Raw genomic sequence first — 17,784 nt, forward strand, 5'->3', positions numbered from 1 at the left:
CGCTCAATTCACGGGGGAGCAACATGCTCGCTGGTTCAACTGCGCCCAAAATCAGTCGTACGCTCCTAGCGATGACCTTGGTCGCCTCATCGATCGCCGTCCTGGCCCGGACCGAGGTCGCCGAGGCGGCCCCGCCGACCGCGACGTACTGGCCGCAGGCGGCGTACGAGGCGGCCTACAAGTCGGGCAAGCCGGTAGAGATCCTGTCCCTGACCACCGCCACCACTCGCATCTGGGCCGAACCCTCCGGCCGTGCCTCCGCCGACATCAACGCCGTGCCGGTCCGCCTCGAGCGCGATGGCAAATGGCTCGATTTCGACATGACGTTGGAGCGGAACGCCGACGGCACGATCCGGCCGAAGGTGCATCCCAAGGACTTGGTGCTCGCCGGACCGGCCGCCGAGGGCGAGCACGACCTCGCGACCATCTCGGTCAACGGGCAGCGGCTGGGGCTGGGCTGGCAAGGCCGGATCCCGGAGCCGCGGCTGGACGGCGACACCGCGACCTATCCGGAGATCCTGCCGGGTGTGGATCTGACCGTCCAGGCCCGCTCCGGCGGTTTCGAGCAGTTCTTCGTCATCAAGAACGTCGAGGCGGCAGCCCGGGTCGCGGGCTTGGAACTACCGGTCCGCTCCGGTCGCGGAATCTTCGCGCCGAAGGCTGACGGGACCGGCGAATGGCTCGGCGACGGTGGCAAGGTCGTCGCACGGATGCCACTGCCATTGACCTGGGACGCGCAGCCGGCGGGCCGGTCCGGCGAGCGGCCGCGGCAGACTCGCATGGGTCTGAGTCTGCGGCAGGGCAAGGCTCGTCTGGGGCTGGACCTGGCCTGGTTCCGGGACCCGGCGACCCGGTACCCGGTGACGGTCGACCCTGGATTGGTGCTAGACCCCGGTGCCGGCTTCGACGAGTTCGTCCAGAACACCTACAGCGTCGGCGACAACCAGTCCTCCAGCGAGCTCAAGCTCGGCTTCTCCGACGACACCGCGCACGGCTGCACCGCCTGCAAAGCGCGGTCCTACCTGCGGTTCGACAATTTGGCGGGCTTCAAGGGCGCGAAGATCTACTCGGCGAAACTCCAGCTCTGGGAGTTTCACTCGTGGTCCTGCACGGCGTTCGGATGGCGAGCCACCCGGACCGACTCGGTCAGCGGCTCGGTGCAGTGGGGCAACGAGCCGACCTGGCGCGAGGACGCGCCGGCCAGCACCGAGACGAAGGGCTACAGCGGCAGTTGCGCGGCCGGGTGGGTCTCCACCGACGTCGCGCCCGTCATCGACGACGCGTTCGCCAACGGTTGGAGCACCGCAGCCATGGTGATCCACGCCGTAGGCGACGACAACAAGGACAACTTCACCCTCACCAACGACCTGAGCTGGAAGAAGTTCGACTCCAACGAGGGCGAGCACAAGCCGAAGATCCACCTGGAGTACGACCACATTCCGGCCGTCTCCAGCGTCCGGGTGCAGGACGACGGCTCCTGTGGCGTCGGTGCGGCGTACCGCAAGTACCTCCCGACGACCACGCTCCAGCCGACGTTCAAGGCGTACGTCAAGGACGACGACAAGGCGCCGCAGCCCTCGACGAACGTCAAGATCGAGCTGGAGCTCGTCTCGTCGTCCGGCACCAAGACGACGGTTTACTCCGACCCGGGCGCCCCGAACAGCACGCTGTCGGCGGCACCTGCCGCCCCCCTCGACGTGGCCAAGATCTACACCTACCGCGTACGCCCTTGGGACCTGTATCCCGACGGCTCGCTGATGGAGGCGGGAGCCTGGAGCGCGGTGTGCGAGCTCGCCTTCGACTCGGCGACCCTTACCGACCCGCCGATCGTGGAAGGGCTGGAGACGCAGCAGCCCGAAGGCCCAGGTACCGAGATCTTCAACATCCTCAGGTACGGATCGACGACGTGGCTCACGTTCCGGCCGACGCAGACAGACCTGGGCCGGGTCGCGGCCTACCGCTACGGCTTCAGTCAGCAGGCCGTCGAATCACCGAACGCGCAAACCGTCCCGGCCGGGCCGGATGGCACGGCGACCGTGCCGGTCGCCCGATGGGAAGTGGACGGCGACGGCTATCCCACGAGCTCGGGACAGCTGTTCGTTCGCGCGGTCACGATCACCGGAAGTCAGTACAGCACCAACGTGCTCGACGTCTACGATCCGCTCGACAGCACGACCCCGCCGGTCACCCATGTTCGTGGCGATGTCAACGGCGACGGCAAGGCTGACGTCGCCGGGTTCCGCGATCTCTCGGCGACCGAGGGCGTCTACTACTCCTTCTACGGCCGCGGCAACGGCACGCTGGAACAGCGCGCGTACCTCATGCGGGCGCCCTACAGCAGCGCCAACGCCAAGGTGGCACAGGGCGACTTCACCGGCGACGGCAAGACCGACTTCGCGGCGTTCGTCGCCGACGGCGCCAACGACGTCGTGCTCAAGGCGCTGACGTCCGACGGCACCGGCCTGCGAGAGGTCGAGGTCTGGAGTTCGAAGACCGCCGGCACGGCGTACGCCGGCAAGTGGGCGTTGGCCTCGTTGAAGGTGCTCGCCGGGGACGCCGACGCCGACGGCCGGGACGACCTGATCGTGGCGACCGGCACGACGAGCAGCTGGATGCTCAAGACCTTCGTGGCCTGGGTCGACCCCGGCACCGACGCCGACACGCCCAACGACGACCAGCTGCGGTTCGGCAACCCGTCGGACTGGCTGGCGCAGCTCGCGATGTCGGACTGGAACAAGCTGAAGCTCGTCGTGGGCGAGTTCGACGGTCAGCCCGGCACGGACGTCGCCGAGTTCTACGACCACGGGTCCTGCCGCACCGCGATGTACCTGCACGAGAGGCTGTCCGGGCAGGCCCTCTTCGCCGCCGGTCACCTCATCTGGGACTCGACCAACACCAGCGCCTGGTGCTGGGCGAACTCCCAGTTCGCGAGCGGCCATTACGGTGCGTCGACCTCGCCCTACTCGGGGATCGTGGCCACCTACGACTTCGGTGGCTGCAACATGGGGATCTACACGTTCACCGTCGAGGACACCGACCAACCCGGCCATTGGTACCCGCACACCCAACAATGGACGTCCGGTACCGGCACCGAATACTGGTGCGCGGGCTCGACGGAGCTGACGCTTCGTGACACGACAGGCGACGGCCAGGAGGACTCGGTCCTTACCTACCGCTGCTGTGGGGCCGCTCAGCAACGTGTGTGGACGATGACCTCCTCGTCGCCAACGATCAGAGTCTCGGTCAGACGCGCTCCGGACGGCACAACCACAATCATCTATTCGCCAAACGTCGATCTCTTCCCGGCGCCTGTACTGAGAACGCAGGGCGCGGTGGGACCGGTCGGCGTCGGCGACCTCAGCCATTCCGGAGCCACCCGCTACCAGGTGGTCTCGAAGTACTCGGGCCTCTGCGTCTCCGTGCACGACGGAGTCAACGGGGCGTGGTCCACCGAGGGCGCCATCAATACTCAGCAGCCGTGTGCGGCGGGCATCCTCAGTGGGCAGTACACCCTGGAGCAGCGTGGGGCGGCGTACGTCCGGCTACATCCAGTGCACGACCCGGACAAGTGCCTGAACATCTCCGGAGCGCTCTCCGACGACGGACGTCCGCTCATCCAGAACACCTGCACACCCGGGCAGAGCAACGAATCCTTCCAGATCGAGTACGTCACCGGCGCCAGTTCCACGGCGCGGGACCCGAATGAGATCGCGGTCCGGTTCGTCTCGAACCTCTCCGGCAAGTGCTTGGACATTCAAGGCCCCAGCATCGACGCCGGAACCAAGATCCATCAGTGGCCGTGTCAGTCCATCGGCTATGCGAGCCAGACCTTCTTCCTCCGGCCGGTGGCGCCGACGAACAACGGCCTTCTGGCGAACTGGAACATGACCACGAAGCGCCTCTACGACAATCCGATAGGCGATGCCTCAGGCCGCCAGGCTTCGGCCGCCATCACCGCCAATGGGGTAGCCAACCACCAGATGAGCGGTGTTCTGACCCTGGACGGCAGCACCGGGTACGCGCGGACCAACGGAGCGGTGATCAACACCCGGCAGAGCTTCACCGTCTCCGCCTGGGTCAACCTCGACACGACCGGCCGGTACCAGACCGTCGTGGCGCAGGAAGGCTCCGTCTACAGTGCCTTCTACCTTCAAGCCACACCGGCCGGGAAGTGGGGCTTCACCCTGTCCAACGCCATCTACGGCGGTGCGTACAGCGGATCCGCCGTGACCTCGACGACTCCGAGCGCGACCGGTACATGGGTCCACCTCGTCGGGGTGTACGACCTGTCCATGGGGCAGGCCAGGCTCTATGTCAACGGCGTCCTGGAAGGCAGCGTCGCCGTGACAACAGGGGTCGCGGCCAGCGGAAACCTTGTCATCGGAGCCGCTCGGTCCAACAGCACCCGGGTGGACTTCGTCGACGGTCAGATCGACGACGTACGCGCCTGGGAGCGCGCGTTGAGCGATTCGGAGATCGCTGCCCTGTACGCGACGGGCGCAGCCTAGCCGCAGCGGCGGGGACGACCTCGAAGCAATGCTTCGGGGGCGTCCCCGCACATCAGGCATCCATTTATGCGCAGGTAAAAATGCCAAGGCCGACCCGACCGGCCTGAGGAAATCCGTAGCACCTCGTCCCCTCCGAGGAGTTGTCATGACACTTCAGTTATGGAAGCCCCGGCGACGATCCCCGCGGTGGGTGTTCCTGACCGCGGCCGCGCTGCCGGTGATCTTGGCAGTGTCGCTGATGGGCTGGACGCCCGAGGCGAGAGCCGCTATCGCCACCGACTCGGGCGCGCCACCGCATGAGCCGGCGGCGACGCGTACGACCAATCACGCGCCCATTCCGCGCGGCGAGAACCGGGCGGAGAAGGCCAGCCTCAAGGCGGGCAGCCGACCGGCCTGGCCGACGCCCTCCGCGGTCGAGGTGGACCTCTCGGCCGCCGCCGCGCAGCGATCCACCGCCGCGGTGAAGGCCGATGGGTTGCCCGTACGCATCGGCCCGGCGCGGGGAACCGCGGGGGGAGGTGCCGATCGCCAGGCGACGCCGACGCCCGCGAAGGTACGCCTGGAGATGCTGGGTCACGACAAGGCAGTCGCAGCCGGCTTCGACGGCGTGCTCTTCCGGATGTCCCGAGTGGACTCGGCCGCTAGCGTGGCAGCGGTCTCGACCGAGGTCGACTATTCGTCGTTTCGCGACGCATATGGCGGGGACTGGGCCGGCCGGCTCCGTCTCATGGTGGTGCCGGACTGTGCGCTGACTACGCCCGGACGCGCGGAATGCCTGGGTACTGTGCTCCCCAGCACGAACGACACCGCCCAGCACACCGTGCGCAGTGACATCACAGTCTCCGAAGCCGGCGTGATGGTGGCACTCGCTTCGGGCGAGAGTGGCGAGGGCGGCGACTACGCGGCGTCCAGCCTGTCGCCGTCGGCGACCTGGAAGTCGGGCGGTTCGACCGGCGACTTCTCCTGGTCCTACCAGATGACCATGCCCCCGGCGCTCGGTGGCCCGCTGCCCCAGGTCGGCTTCGCCTACTCGTCGGGAACGGTGGACGGCCGGGTGTCGTCGGCCAACACTCAGCCGTCCTGGCTGGGCGAGGGCTTCGACTACTGGCCCGGCTACGTCGAACGCAAGTACAAGGACTGCCAGGCCGACGGCTGGTCGGCGTACGACAACTGCTGGTTCAGCGACAACGCCACCATTTCGCTCAACGGCCGTGCCTCGGAGCTCGTCAAGGACGACACAACCGGTGTGTGGCGGTTCAAGAACGACGACGGGTCCAAGGTGGAGCGGCTCACCGGAGCCGACAACGGCGACCTGAACGTCGACGGCAGCACCGAGGGCGAGTTCTGGAAGGTCACCACCACCGACGGCACGCAGTACTTCTTCGGGCTCCACAAGCTCTCGGCCCTTCCGGCGAGCGCGGGCGTCACCGGTATGCCGGGCGCACCGAACAGCAACTCGGCTTGGACCGCGCCGGTCATCGGCAACAACACCGGCGAGCCCTGCTTCCGGACCAAGCCGGCCGATTCGATGTGCCAGCAAGCCTGGCGGTGGAACCTCGACTACGTCGTGGACACGCACGGCAACACGATGGCCTACTTCTACGGCGCCGAGTCCAACAAGTACCGGTCCATGACCATGGGCGTAGACAAGGCCTACGTCCGCGGCGGCTGGCTCGACCGGATCGAGTACGGCATGCGCGCCGGGCAGACCTGGACGGCTACCGCGGCGACCGCGCAGGTGAAGTTCGACGCCGTCGAGCGGTGCGTCCCCGGGTCGCCGTGCGCCAAGCCCGGCGACTACCCGGACGTGCCCTGGGACCAAGAGTGCGTCTCGGCGTGCACGAAGCTCGCGCCGACCTTCTGGACCTCGAAGCGCCTCGGCAAGGTGACCACGCGCGTCCTGCGAGGGTCCGCCTACGACGACGTCGACTCCTGGACGTTGACGCACGGATTCCCCTCGACCGGCGACAACATCGGCACGCCGGTGCTGTGGTTGCAGAAGATCGTGCACACGGGGCACCTGGGCTCGACCGACGCCGCCATGCCGGCGGTGGTCTTCGACGGCGCCCCGACGGACAACCGCATCACCAGCTCGACCAACAACCCCGTCCGCAAGTGGCGGATGACCCACATCGACAACGAGACCGGCGGCTCCACGGTGATCACCTACGCGCCGACCGAGTGCTCGCTGAGTAACCTGCCCGCCAGTCCGCAGGCCAACACCATGCGATGCATGCCGGTGTGGTGGACGCCGCCCGGTGGGACCGAGGGGCTCTACTGGTTCCACAAGTACGTCGTCGCACAGGTCGACGAGCAAGACCGCAACGCCATCGGCCTCGGCCTCAACACGACCACCGCGTACAAGTACGTCGGCAATGCCGCTTGGCACTACGACGAGGACAACGGGCTGGTCGCGCCGGAGAAGAAGACGTGGGGGCAATGGCGGGGCTACGGACTCGTCGAGACCAGAACCGGCAACGCCACCGACGGCAAGACCTTGGAGGTGACCCGGTACTACCGGGGGATGGACGGCGACCGCGACAATCCGTCCAATCCCGCGTCGAAGCGCCCGGCGTCCGACACCAACATCACCGACGGCCTCGGCGGCGTCGTCGCGGACCTGCCCGAGTTGGCCGGACAACCCCGTGAGGTCATCTCGTACTCGGCCGACGGCGGCACGGTGCTGACGCGGAGTATCTCCGACGGCTGGGTGTCGACCCCGACCGCAACCGAGACGCACACGTGGGCCACCGTGAAGGCCGCCTTCACCCAGGTGGCTTCGACGCGGGTGCAGTCGAAGACCTACAACTCGACCCGCGTCAACAAGATCACCAAGTCTTTCAACAGCCTGGGCATGGTGACCAAGCTGTCGGACCTCGGGGACGAGACGGTCAGCGGTGACGAGGAATGCACTCGGATCACCTACGCGCCCGGCACGACCTTCGCGATCCGGACGGAGAAGTACGCTCTCGACTGCTCGGCGGTGCCCGACCTGAATCCGGACGGCACCCTGACGGCCGAGGTCGCCAGCGAGCAGGACATCATCTCCGACCAGCGCACCTTGTACGACGGCGCGACGACGTGGTCGTCGACGATGGCCGTCGCCAAGGGCGATGTGACCTCCGTCGAGGAGATCAAGAAATGGACACCGTCCGGCCGGGAGTACATCCAGGTCACCAAAATCGAGCCGGACGCGTACGGCCGGGGTGTCAAGCAGTGGGACTCCGCCGGAAAGCTGACCCAGACGGTCTACACGCCGGCGACCGGCGGGCCGGTCACCGAGGTCAAGACGATCAACCCGCTCGGGCATGAGACCCGGACTCTGTTCGAGGTCGGCAACGGCGCGCCGCTGAAGCAGATCGACGCCAACGGACGTACGACGGAGCTGGAGTACGACGGACTCGGCCGCCTCGTGCGGTCCTGGCTCCCCGGCCGAACGAAGGGCGTGGACCAGCCGAACTCCTTCATCGACTACAAGATCCGGCAGGCCGACGGAACCAACGCTGTGACCACCCGGAGCATTCGCTCCGACGGCTCGTACAACGTGTCGATCGAGCTGTTCGACGGACTTATGCGGTCCGTGCAGACCCAGGTCGCGGCGCCGGGCGGCGGCCGGACGGTGTCCAGCACCTTCTACAACTCGCGTGGCCAGGTAGTCAAGCAGCACTCGGGCTTCTGGGATCCGGCCGCGCCGGCCGACACGTACCAGTCGTTCGACGACGCGACGATCCCCGCGATGGTCAAGACTGTCTATGACGGATCTGGTCGGGTCACCGACCAGATCTATCTGAAGAAGGGCGTCGAGCAGTGGCGAAGCAAAGCCGTCTTCGAGGGCGACCGGATCACGTCCATCCCGCCCTCGGGCGGCACACCGACCCAGGTCACCTTCGACTCTCTGGGACGGGCGACGGAACTGAAGGAGTTCACCTCCGGCAGCGTCACCGGAGCCTTCACCCGTACGCAGTACAAGTTCAATCGTCGTAGCCAGCAGACCGAGATCTGGGACTCCGCGAACAACAAGTGGACATATAAGTACGACGTCCGCGGGCGCCTGATCGAGAGTACGGACCCGGACAAGGGCAAGAGCCGGGTCTCGTACAACGACGCCAATGACGTGGTCTACAGCGAGGGCAACATCGACCCGCAGACCGACGTCGGTCAGAAGACCTACTACGAGTACGACGATCTGGGCCGGGTGATCCGGACCCGGAAGGACTCGGAGACCGGCACGATCCTGACCGAGGCCACCTTCGACACCCTGGTCAAGGGCGCGCCGACGTCGTCCACCCGGTACGTCGACGGCAATCCGTACACCGTCTCGGTCCAGGGATACGACACCGCGTACCGGCCGACCGGGACCACGGTCACGCTTCCTCCGTCGGAGGGTCTGCTGGCGGGGTCGTACACCTTCAGCACGACCTACAACCCGGACGGCTCCCCGGCGACTTCCACCTCACCGCAGATCGGCGACCTCCCGCAGGAGACCTTCACCTACGGCTACACGGCCGAGGGCCTGCCCCTGTCGATGTCGTCGGAGCTCGGGACCTACGTCAACACGGCCTTCTACACCTCGTACGGCGAGGTGAGCAAGCTGGTGCTGGGCACGTATCCGAAGCGGGTCAATCTCAACTACACCTATGAGGAAGGCTCCCGGCGTACCGAGAGCATCTTCGTCACCCGGGACGGTGGTCTGGGCAACTCGCACAAGGAGGCGTACACCTACAACGCGATCGGTGACCTGACGCAACTGGTGACCACCGGTGGCGGCACCACCGACACGCAGTGCTTCAACTATGACGAGAAGCGGCGCCTCAAGCAGGCGTACACACCGAGCAGCAACGACTGCGCCTCGCAGCCGACCAGTGGAACGCTGGGCGGGCCAGCACCCTACTGGCACACCTGGAAGTACGACACCAGCGGCCAGAACAACGAGATCACCGTCGGAAACCGCACCGAACAGATCAAGCACGCCATCACCACGGGCGGCACCGACGTCAAGACCGAGTACGTCTACCCGTCGGCGGGCGGCGACAAGCCGCACTCCCTGAGCCAGATCAAGGTGACGGACGCGGCCGGCACCCGCGCGTACGACTACAAGTACGACAACGCCGGCAACACCACCCAGCGGCCGACCGCGTCCGGTGCATTGCAGCAGTTGACCTGGAACTCCGACGGCACTCTGGCGAAGGTCGTCGAGGGAACCAAGACCACCAGCTACATCTACGACCCGGCGGGCAACCGGCTGCTGCAGAAGGACGGCAGCACCGTCACCGCCTGGATCGGCGACACCGAGGTCAAGCTCAGTGGCACGGTCAAGACGGCCACGAGGTACTACGACTTCGCCGGCCAGACCGTCGCCGCGCGTACGGCCACCGGACTGAAGTGGCTCTGCTCCAACAGCCAGCAGACCGCTGTCGTCTCGATCGACGCCGCCAACACGGCGACGATCGACCGTCGGCGCTACACGCCGTTCGGCGAGCTTCGGACGACCCCGAACTGGACCGGCAGTCAAGGCTTCGTCGGCGGCACCAACGACGCCACCGGTCTCGTGCACCTCGGGGCCCGCGAATACGACTCGCTCACCGGACGGTTCATCTCCGTCGACCCGATCATCGATCAGGGCGACCCGCAACAGATGCACGGCTACGCGTACGCCAACAACAATCCGACCAGCTTCTCCGATCCGTCGGGCCTGATGCTGAAGGAGGACGGCGACGCCGGCGGGACCGGCGGAGACACCACGGACGAGACCGGCGAGGGTGAGATCACCCTGCCGCCGGACATCCAGGCGATGCTGGACGAGGCGAAGCGCATCCAGAAGATGTCGATCCTGGACATCATCCTGGAGGCGGGCGGCGAGATCCTGAAGGAGCTGCTGGGGATCAACGACATCCTCGACTGCTTCCAGAAGGGCGACATCGTCGCCTGCATCTCGATCGTCGCGAACATCATCCCGTGGGGAAAGATCTTCAAACTCCCCAAGCTCGTCAAGGCGATCGAGCGAGCGTGGTCGGCGGTCAACGCCTTCTGGGAGAAACTCAAGTGGGCCAAGCGCATCTTCGCCCAGGTTGAGGAGTACTACCAGCTCGCCCGCAAGGCAGCCCGGGAAGCGGCCGAACGACTAGCCGCGGCACGAAGGGCCAAGGCCGAAGCCGAAGCGGCCGCGAAGGCGGCCAAGGCGAAGGCGGAAGCGGAAGCGCGAAGGGCGGCGAAGGAAGCCGCCGAGGCCAGGGCGAAGCGGGAAGCGAAGGAAGCTGCGAAGGAAGGCGCCGAAAGCTGCAAGCACAGCTTCGCAGCCGGAACGCTCGTGCTGCTCGCGGACGGAACGGTCAAGCCGATCGAGCAGCTGACCACCGGCGACAAGGTGGTGGCAACCGACCCGGAGAGCGGCAAGACCACCGAAGAGACCGTCTCCACCCGGCACATCAACCAGGACAAGGACCTCACCGACGTCACCGTCGTCGATGAGGACGGCCAGACGTCGACGATCTCGACGACCTGGCACCACCCGTTCTGGGACGATACGGCCAAGAAGTGGGTCGACGCCGCCGACCTGAAGGTCGGCCACAGCTTGCGAGTCGCAGACCGGCCCGCCGGCGCTGCCATGCGAGTGGCGTCGGTCGTCAGCTTCGTCGGCGATCGCCAGATGTTCGACCTGACCGTGGACGTCGTCCACACCTATTACGTGGTGGTCGACTCGGCCCCAGTCCTCGTCCACAACTGTGATAGCGCGAAGCTGGGTAGGAATCTCACTCGCAACGGTGAGGCCAAGCCAGCGAATATCGATGCCCAAGCGCATCATATCGTTCCATGCGGGTCAAAACTCGCCGCGCCGGCACAGCGTCTGCTCAAGAAGCATGGTATCGACATCAACTCGGCAGAGAACGGCGTCTGGATGAGTCAAAAGGGACACAGTGCAACGTTCCGTCACACTTACTATGCTTGGCTGAACGCAGAAATTCGAGCAGCGGACCGCGCGGGTGGCAAGCAGGGAGTGCTGGATTTCCTAGCCGCGACGAAGCAAGAACTATCGCAAGTGGATGATTTTATCTGGGGTTGATTTCCTCCGAAAGTTGGCAGTGAAATGGTCTTTCTGGTCGAGCTCGATGTTGATGAGTACGGGATGCTGTTCGGTGGAACTGATGCGCTACCGTTGGACAGTGTCGAGCACGATTGGAATATGCCATACCCCCAGGTTGGAGCGGAGTTGACGTTCGAGTGGGAGGAGGGCGACGCCGGTCGCGTGCCCAATGTGTTCTCGCATGGGGAACTACTGGACTGGGTTTGCGACGACCGGAGCCTCCTCCTGCTCGAGCAAATTGGCAAGGCGGATCTTCGGGATTATGCGACGGGGACGTTCCGGAGCAACCGGCTCACGGCAGTGCAAGTCACTACTGTCCTGGAGGATCTAGTTGATCGCGAAAAATCGATCATCGATAAGTTCCCGACGTACGAGATCATGCGCTTTCCCGCTTTCCGCAGGGCCGCGGCCGACCGGCTGAGAAATCGGATCTTCCGCATTCCAGAGATGTATCCTGACGTATTCCTTGGCGAAGACGTGCGGATAGCGATCGAAGCCGCCGGCATTACGGGGCTTCGTTTCGCGGCCGTGGACTGGGCATAGGACGCATCGACTGTCGGTGTACGAGGCGTGGTCCGGACACTTGAATCGGTCCACGCCTCGTGACCGGCATGCCGTCACGTTCGGGCGTCGTTGCCGCATCTGAAACCGGAGGCTGGCGTCATCACATTTCGCCGGCCGATTTCAGGCGAAGGTGCGCAGGACCATCTCCGTGAGCGCGTCCACATCCGACCCTTGCATCGGTTCGCCGGTCATGCCCATCCGATGCAGCAACGTCCCGGTGACGACGTCGATGAACAGCAGGACCCGGTCGTCGGGCTCGTCCAGGGCCCCCTGTAGCGCATGCCGATAGGGCTCCTGGAAGCGACCGGCCAGGATGGTCCGGAGTGCCGGATCGCTGACGGCGTCGCTGAACACGCCGGCGAACGCCGCGCCGACGCCGGGCTCACCGATCTTCGCCGCGATCCAGCGGATCGCCGTGGCCATGATCTCCTCCCGGCGTACGCCGGAGACGGGCACTGGACCGAGCGCGTCGAGGAGGCAGTCCACGACGAGGGCGCCCTTGGACGGCCAGCGACGGTAGAGCGTCGTCTTGGCGACCCCGGCCGCCTCCGCGATGCGGTCCATCGTCGCTCCCGCGTAGCCCAAGTCGTGCACAGCGCGCAGGGTGGCGGCGAAGACCGTCGCGTTCAAGTCCGTTCGCGGCCGCCCGGCCGAGGACGCGGTGGATGCGGGCACGAGATCAGATTATCCTCACGATTACGCTACCGTTAGTAGCGTAATCGACTTCGGGAGGACCGTCATGCCTGGTAGTGCGCCGCTTCGTGCCCGCCTCGTCCTGCGCGACACGCTGGACTGGGACGCCGTCACCGACGAGGAGGTCGTCGCGATCCGAGCGAAGGTGAATCGGATCCGCGCCTCCCGCGTGGCGCGGATCATCACGGGCTGGCCCGACCGGCGTACGCGCATCGAGGAGCACCAGATCGACCTGCCGGGACGGCGGCTCACCCTGCGAGTGCATCGGCCGAAGAACGCCGCGTCGGCGAAGCTGCCGTTGATCCTGTCGTTGCATGGCGGCGGATTCATCGTCGGCCTCCCGGCCCAGAACGACTGGCTCAACAGTCATCTGGCGGCTAGCCTGCCGGCGATCGTCGTGTCGGTGGCGTACCGCCTGGCTCCGGAACATCCGATGCCCACGCAGGTCGACGACGCGTACGAGACGCTCGCCCGGCTGGTCGGCGACCCGTTCGGCTGGGGAGTCGACCCGGCGGCCGTGGCCGTCTTCGGCGAAAGCGCCGGGGGCACGATCGCCACGCTCGTCGCCTTGCGTGCTCGGAAGGACGGGCCGCCGATCCACGCCCAGGTTTTGGCCTACCCCGGCACCGACTGGTCGGAGACGCGGGCCGACTATCCCTCCGTCGCGGCGAACGGTGGGAATCCGGGGCTGTCGCTGGGGGAGTGGCGTACCGCCCACCGGCTGGCTATTCCGTCCACCGTCGACCCCAGCGCCGTGTCTCCGGTGAAGGCCGACAACCTGGCGGACCTCCCGCCCGCTCTAATCGTGGTGGGGGAGCTGGACGCCGCGCTCGACCAGGGCCGGGCGTACGCGGAACGGCTGCGAGCGGATGGCTCGGCCGCGCGGCTGACCGTGTATCCGCGGGCCGTCCACGGGTTCATCAGTACGCCCGGACTGATTCCGGCTGCCCGCCCGGCTCGCCGGGAGATTCTCGAGTTCCTTCGTGACCACCTGCGCCGCTAGCCGAGCTTGGCGACGGTCAGCAGAACGACCGCGTCCTCCAAAGCGCTCAGCGAATGGGGCTCGTCCGGCACGATCAGCAGATCCCCGGCGAGCCCCTCCCAGCTGGCGGTCGCTCCGGTCAGGCGTACGCGGCCGTCGATGACGAAGACGGTCGCCTCACCAGGGTTCACGTGTTCGGCGAGTTCGGCTCCGGCCGCGATGGCGATGACCGTCTGCCGCAGGACGTGCTCGTGTCCGCCGTAGACCGTGACGGCGGCCCGGCCCGATCCGGACCGCTGGGCCCGGTCCAGCTGCTCACGTCCGGACGCCACCAGCGAAAGCTTGTTCATGGTTCCGACCCTAGACTCGCCGACCTCAGCGGTCCTCGATTTGGTGCACGACCCGGTCGATGCGGCGATCGGGGACGATCCACATGATCGCGACGCCGACGAAGCAGGCCAGTGCGATGGCGACGCCGACGTCGCCGTGCGGGTCGATCACGAGCGCGCTGAAGATGCCGGTGAGGTAGAAGATCGGCGAGAGTTTGCCCTTGACGTCGCGGCCGACGGCCTTGCGCAGCGGCGACTGCGAGCCCTGGTGCCGGATGATCACCGACTGCAGCACGAAGTACGCGATCGCGGCGGCGAGCAGGTTCACGCCGTAGATCACGACCGGGGTGTGCGCGAAGTTCGACTCGTCCATCCACGCCGTCGTGAACGGGAACAGGGACAGGCAGAACAGCAGCGCGAGGTTGGCCCACAGGATCGCCCCGGTGACCCGCTGGACCAGGTGGAACATGTGATGATGGTTGTTCCAGTAGATCCCGACGTAGACGAAGCTGAGCAGGTAGGTCAGCAGGCCGACGCCGGTGGTGTGGAGGAGGTCGGACAGTTCGTGCCCGGCCGGGGGCTTGAGCTCCAGCACCATGATCGTGATGATGATCGCCAGCACACCGTCGCTGAACGCCTCGAGTCGACTGGTTCGCATGGATCCGCCCTTCCGACGATGCCGGCGTGAGTGACGCGTCTTCTACAGCAACGACGCGGAGCGACGACTGTCACAAACCGGCGCCGTCACACCGGCGGCTGTCACAAAGCCGGGGGCTGTCCGGTCTAGGGGGTGAGTGCGCGACACGGCATCACATGGAGGACCGAATGCGAACCATTCTGGTGGTCGGCGGCGGGTACGCCGGTTTCTACACCGCCTGGAAGCTGGAGCGGCGGCTCCGCCGGGACGAGGCTCGGATCATCGTGGTCGATCCGCGGCCGTACATGACGTACCAGCCGTTCCTGCCCGAGGTGCTGGCCGGTTCGGTCGAGGCCCGGCACGCCGCGGTGTCGCTGCGGCGGCATCTGCGCAAGACGAGGCTCGTCGCCGGTTCGGTCACGCAGATCGACCACGCGCACCGCACCGTCACGGTCCAGCCGGCCGACGGTGAACCCTTCCCGCTCGGCTACGACGTCATCGTCGTCACCGCCGGTGCGGTGACCCGCAAGTTCGCCATCCCCGGCGTGGCCGAGCAGGCGATCGGCATGAAGCACGTCGAGGAGGCGGTCGCGATCCGGGACCGGCTGCTGACCGCGTTCGACCGCGCCTCGGCGCTGCCGCCGGGACCGCAGCGGCAGCGGCTGCTCACCGTCGCGTTCGTCGGTGGCGGGTTCTCCGGTGTCGAGGGGTTCGGCGAACTCTTGTCGCTGGCCACGTCGCTGCTCCAGGCGTACCCGGAGATCGACCAGAGTGAGCTGGCCTTCCACCTGGTGGAGGCCCGCGGCCGGATCCTGCCCGAGGTCACCGATGGGCCGGGGCGGTGGGTCGTCCGCTCGCTGGAGAAGCGCGGTGGCCACGTCCACCTGAACGCCCAGGTGCTCTCGGCGACCGGCGGGCATGTGGTGCTGTCGACCGGGGAGGAGTTCGACACGGACCTGATCGTCTGGACCGCCGGCAACGGCGCGAATCCGATGGTCCGCAGCCACACCGATCTGCCGATCAACGATCGTGGCCTGCTCGTCGTGCGCGCGGACCTGCGCGTGGGCACCGAGGCCGAGCCGGTGCCGGACGCGTGGGGTGCGGGCGACGACGCGGCCGTGCCCGACCTGGCGTTGGGTCACGGCGCGATCACCGTGCCGAACGCCCAGCACGCGGTGCGGCAGGGCAAGCTGCTCGCGCGTAACATCCTCGCGAGCCTGCGGGGGCGCAAGGTGAAGCCCTACCTGCACCACAGCCTCGGCACGATCGCCACGCTGGGCCTCGGCCGCGGCATCTTCCAGTACCGCCGGCTCGTCCTCAAGGGCCCGCTCGCCTGGCTCGTCCATCGTGGATACCACGTGCTCGCGGTGCCGAGCTGGGAGCGCAAGGTCCGGGTGGCGGCGATCTGGCTGACCGCCGTGGCGTTCGGCCGCGACATCGTCTCGCTCGCCTCGGTGCAGCACCCGCGCCGCGCCTTCGTCACGGGCGGTGATCCGCAAGAGCACCTTCAGCTGGTACGCGAGGACGCCGCGGCCGGTTAGCGTCAGTCGGGTGGCGCGGCCATGATCGCGGCGAGCTGCTTCGGCGTGAGCGCCGGGACGGGCAGCGGATGGGCCGCGCCGGACCGTAGCCCGTCCACGAAGAAGGCCAGCGTCCGCCGCCACGAGTCCGGAGCGCTCCCGGCGCTCTCCCGGATCACCTGGGACATCGCCCAGATCAACGCGGCGTAGTCGGCGACCTCGAAGTCGTCGCGCAGCGCACCGCTCTGCTTCGCCCGCGCCACCAGCTGTTCGATGTGCTGGAAACAGCGATGGCAGGCGTCGACGACCCCCGGCGACAGCGGTACGCGTTGCGCCAGCGCGTCGTTGAGCCCTCGGTCCTCCGCGTGCAAGGCGAAGAGCGTCTCGGTGAACGCGACGAAGCCCGCCCAGGCATCCGGATCGGCGAGCGCCCGCGCCGCGGCCGCGTCCAGCACGGCCATCCGCGCCGGGAAGATCGCGTCGAACAGGCTGTCGCGGGTGGGGAAGTGGTTGTAGAGCGTGCCGATGCTCACCCCCGCCCGGCGGGCGATCTCCTCCAGCGGAGCGTCCAGTCCGCGCTCGGCGAAGACCTCGCCCGCGGCGGCGAGGAGCCGGTCGCGGTTGCGCGCGGCATCCGCCCGGAGCGGCTTGGTTCCCGTGGTCACGCCCACCATCCTACAAAGTTGAGGGCATCCTCATGTTCGTGCTACGGTCGGCTTAATCTGAGGGGAACCTCAACTTAGGAGGAGATCGTGGGAACAGTCGCAGTCTTCGGCGTCGGACCCGGATTGGGCCTGTCCGTGGCACATCGCTTCGGGCGCGAGGGGCATCGGGTCGCGCTCGTCTCGCGTACGCCGGATCGGCACGCCGGGTATCTCGGCTCGCTCGCCGACGCCGGCATCGAAGCGGACGCGTTCGTCGCCGACGTCCGCGACCGGGCGCAGCTCGCCGCCGCCGTCGACGCCATCGGCGCCCGCTTCGGATCGCCGGACATCGTGTATTACGGGCCCGCCGCGCTCGACCCCGCCGACCGGCCGGCGCCGATCACGCAGGCCGACAGCGACTCCGTGCGTACCGCGATGAGCTGGGTGTACGCCGCAGTGGATCTCGTCGGGCTCGTCCTGCCCGGCATGGTGGAGCGCGGCGAGGGCGGTCTGCTGTTCGCCGGCGGACTCAGTTCGGTGGTGCCGATGCCGGCCTTGGGCAACCTCGCCCTCTCCTCGGCCGCGCTGCGCAACTACGCCGTGACCCTCAACGCCGCGCTCGCCGGTCAAGGCGTGTACGCCGGCACACTGACCATCGGCGGTCTGATCGAACGCGGTGACATCCACAGGTTCATGAGCGCTCAGGCGACCGGCGGCCTCCCGATCCTCGACCCGGACGACCTGGCCGACGCCGCGTGGGAGCTGTACACCAAGCGCGATCGGGCCGAGGCGGTCTTCAACGCGTTGACCTGAGCGGCGCAGGGCG

The 17,784-nt window shown here is 67.2% G+C and carries 10 protein-coding genes; 6 read left to right on the forward strand and 4 right to left on the reverse strand.

The annotated features are described in order from the left end of the window. The first annotated feature begins 71 nt into the window (after positions 1 to 71). The 3 genes from AB0H43_RS28655 (at position 72) to AB0H43_RS28665 (ending at position 12,132) form a co-directional block, all read left to right on the forward strand. The gene (locus AB0H43_RS28655; protein ID WP_360004306.1) at positions 72 to 4,508 is read left to right on the forward strand and encodes a LamG-like jellyroll fold domain-containing protein; all 4,437 of its coding nucleotides are present in this window, start codon (positions 72 to 74) and stop codon (positions 4,506 to 4,508) included. 145 nt (positions 4,509 to 4,653) lie between these two features. Next, entirely contained in the window at positions 4,654 to 11,568 is a 6,915-nt protein-coding gene (locus AB0H43_RS28660) for a polymorphic toxin-type HINT domain-containing protein (protein ID WP_360004308.1), read from the forward strand. Between the two features lie 24 nt (positions 11,569 to 11,592). Further along, a complete protein-coding gene (locus AB0H43_RS28665) occupies positions 11,593 to 12,132 on the forward strand; it encodes a hypothetical protein (protein WP_360004310.1) in 540 nt (179 codons plus the stop codon). Positions 12,133 to 12,273: 141 nt separating this feature from the next. Here AB0H43_RS28665 and AB0H43_RS28670 read toward each other — a convergent pair whose 3' ends face one another. Further along, positions 12,274 to 12,828 carry a TetR/AcrR family transcriptional regulator gene (locus AB0H43_RS28670; RefSeq protein WP_360004312.1) on the reverse strand — a complete coding sequence of 185 codons (555 nt, stop codon included), beginning with the start codon at positions 12,826 to 12,828 and terminating at the stop codon, positions 12,274 to 12,276. A 64-nt stretch (positions 12,829 to 12,892) separates the two neighbouring features. Between AB0H43_RS28670 and AB0H43_RS28675 the strand changes: the two genes are divergently transcribed. Then, positions 12,893 to 13,849, forward strand: coding sequence for an alpha/beta hydrolase (locus tag AB0H43_RS28675; protein ID WP_360004314.1), 957 nt, complete (start codon positions 12,893 to 12,895; stop codon positions 13,847 to 13,849). Here the strand turns inward: AB0H43_RS28675 and AB0H43_RS28680 are convergent. Together AB0H43_RS28680 and AB0H43_RS28685 are read right to left on the reverse strand one after the other, a co-directional pair. After that, positions 13,846 to 14,178 (reverse strand): cupin domain-containing protein, encoded by a 333-nt coding sequence (locus AB0H43_RS28680; protein WP_360004316.1) that lies wholly within the window; start codon positions 14,176 to 14,178, stop codon positions 13,846 to 13,848. The genes AB0H43_RS28675 and AB0H43_RS28680 overlap by 4 nt on opposite strands. A 25-nt stretch (positions 14,179 to 14,203) precedes the next feature. Then, the gene (locus tag AB0H43_RS28685) at positions 14,204 to 14,815 is read right to left on the reverse strand and encodes a TMEM175 family protein (protein WP_360004318.1); all 612 of its coding nucleotides are present in this window, start codon (positions 14,813 to 14,815) and stop codon (positions 14,204 to 14,206) included. Between the two features lie 167 nt (positions 14,816 to 14,982). On the opposite strand from AB0H43_RS28685, the gene AB0H43_RS28690 reads away from it, so the two are divergent. Further along, positions 14,983 to 16,335, forward strand: coding sequence for an NAD(P)/FAD-dependent oxidoreductase (locus AB0H43_RS28690; protein WP_360004320.1), 1,353 nt, complete (start codon positions 14,983 to 14,985; stop codon positions 16,333 to 16,335). A gap of 2 nt (positions 16,336 to 16,337) precedes the next feature. Here AB0H43_RS28690 and AB0H43_RS28695 read toward each other — a convergent pair whose 3' ends face one another. Beyond that, positions 16,338 to 16,979 (reverse strand): helix-turn-helix domain-containing protein, encoded by a 642-nt coding sequence (locus AB0H43_RS28695; RefSeq protein ID WP_360004322.1) that lies wholly within the window; start codon positions 16,977 to 16,979, stop codon positions 16,338 to 16,340. Between the two features lie 87 nt (positions 16,980 to 17,066). Here AB0H43_RS28695 and AB0H43_RS28700 point away from each other — a divergent pair, with 87 nt between their 5' ends. Beyond that, positions 17,067 to 17,771: an SDR family NAD(P)-dependent oxidoreductase gene (locus AB0H43_RS28700; RefSeq protein ID WP_360004324.1), complete on the forward strand. Its 705-nt coding sequence runs from the start codon at positions 17,067 to 17,069 to the stop codon at positions 17,769 to 17,771. Positions 17,772 to 17,784: the final 13 nt, after the last annotated feature.

Source organism: Hamadaea sp. NPDC050747 (assembly GCF_040654195.1).
Taxonomy (GTDB): domain Bacteria; phylum Actinomycetota; class Actinomycetes; order Mycobacteriales; family Micromonosporaceae; genus Hamadaea.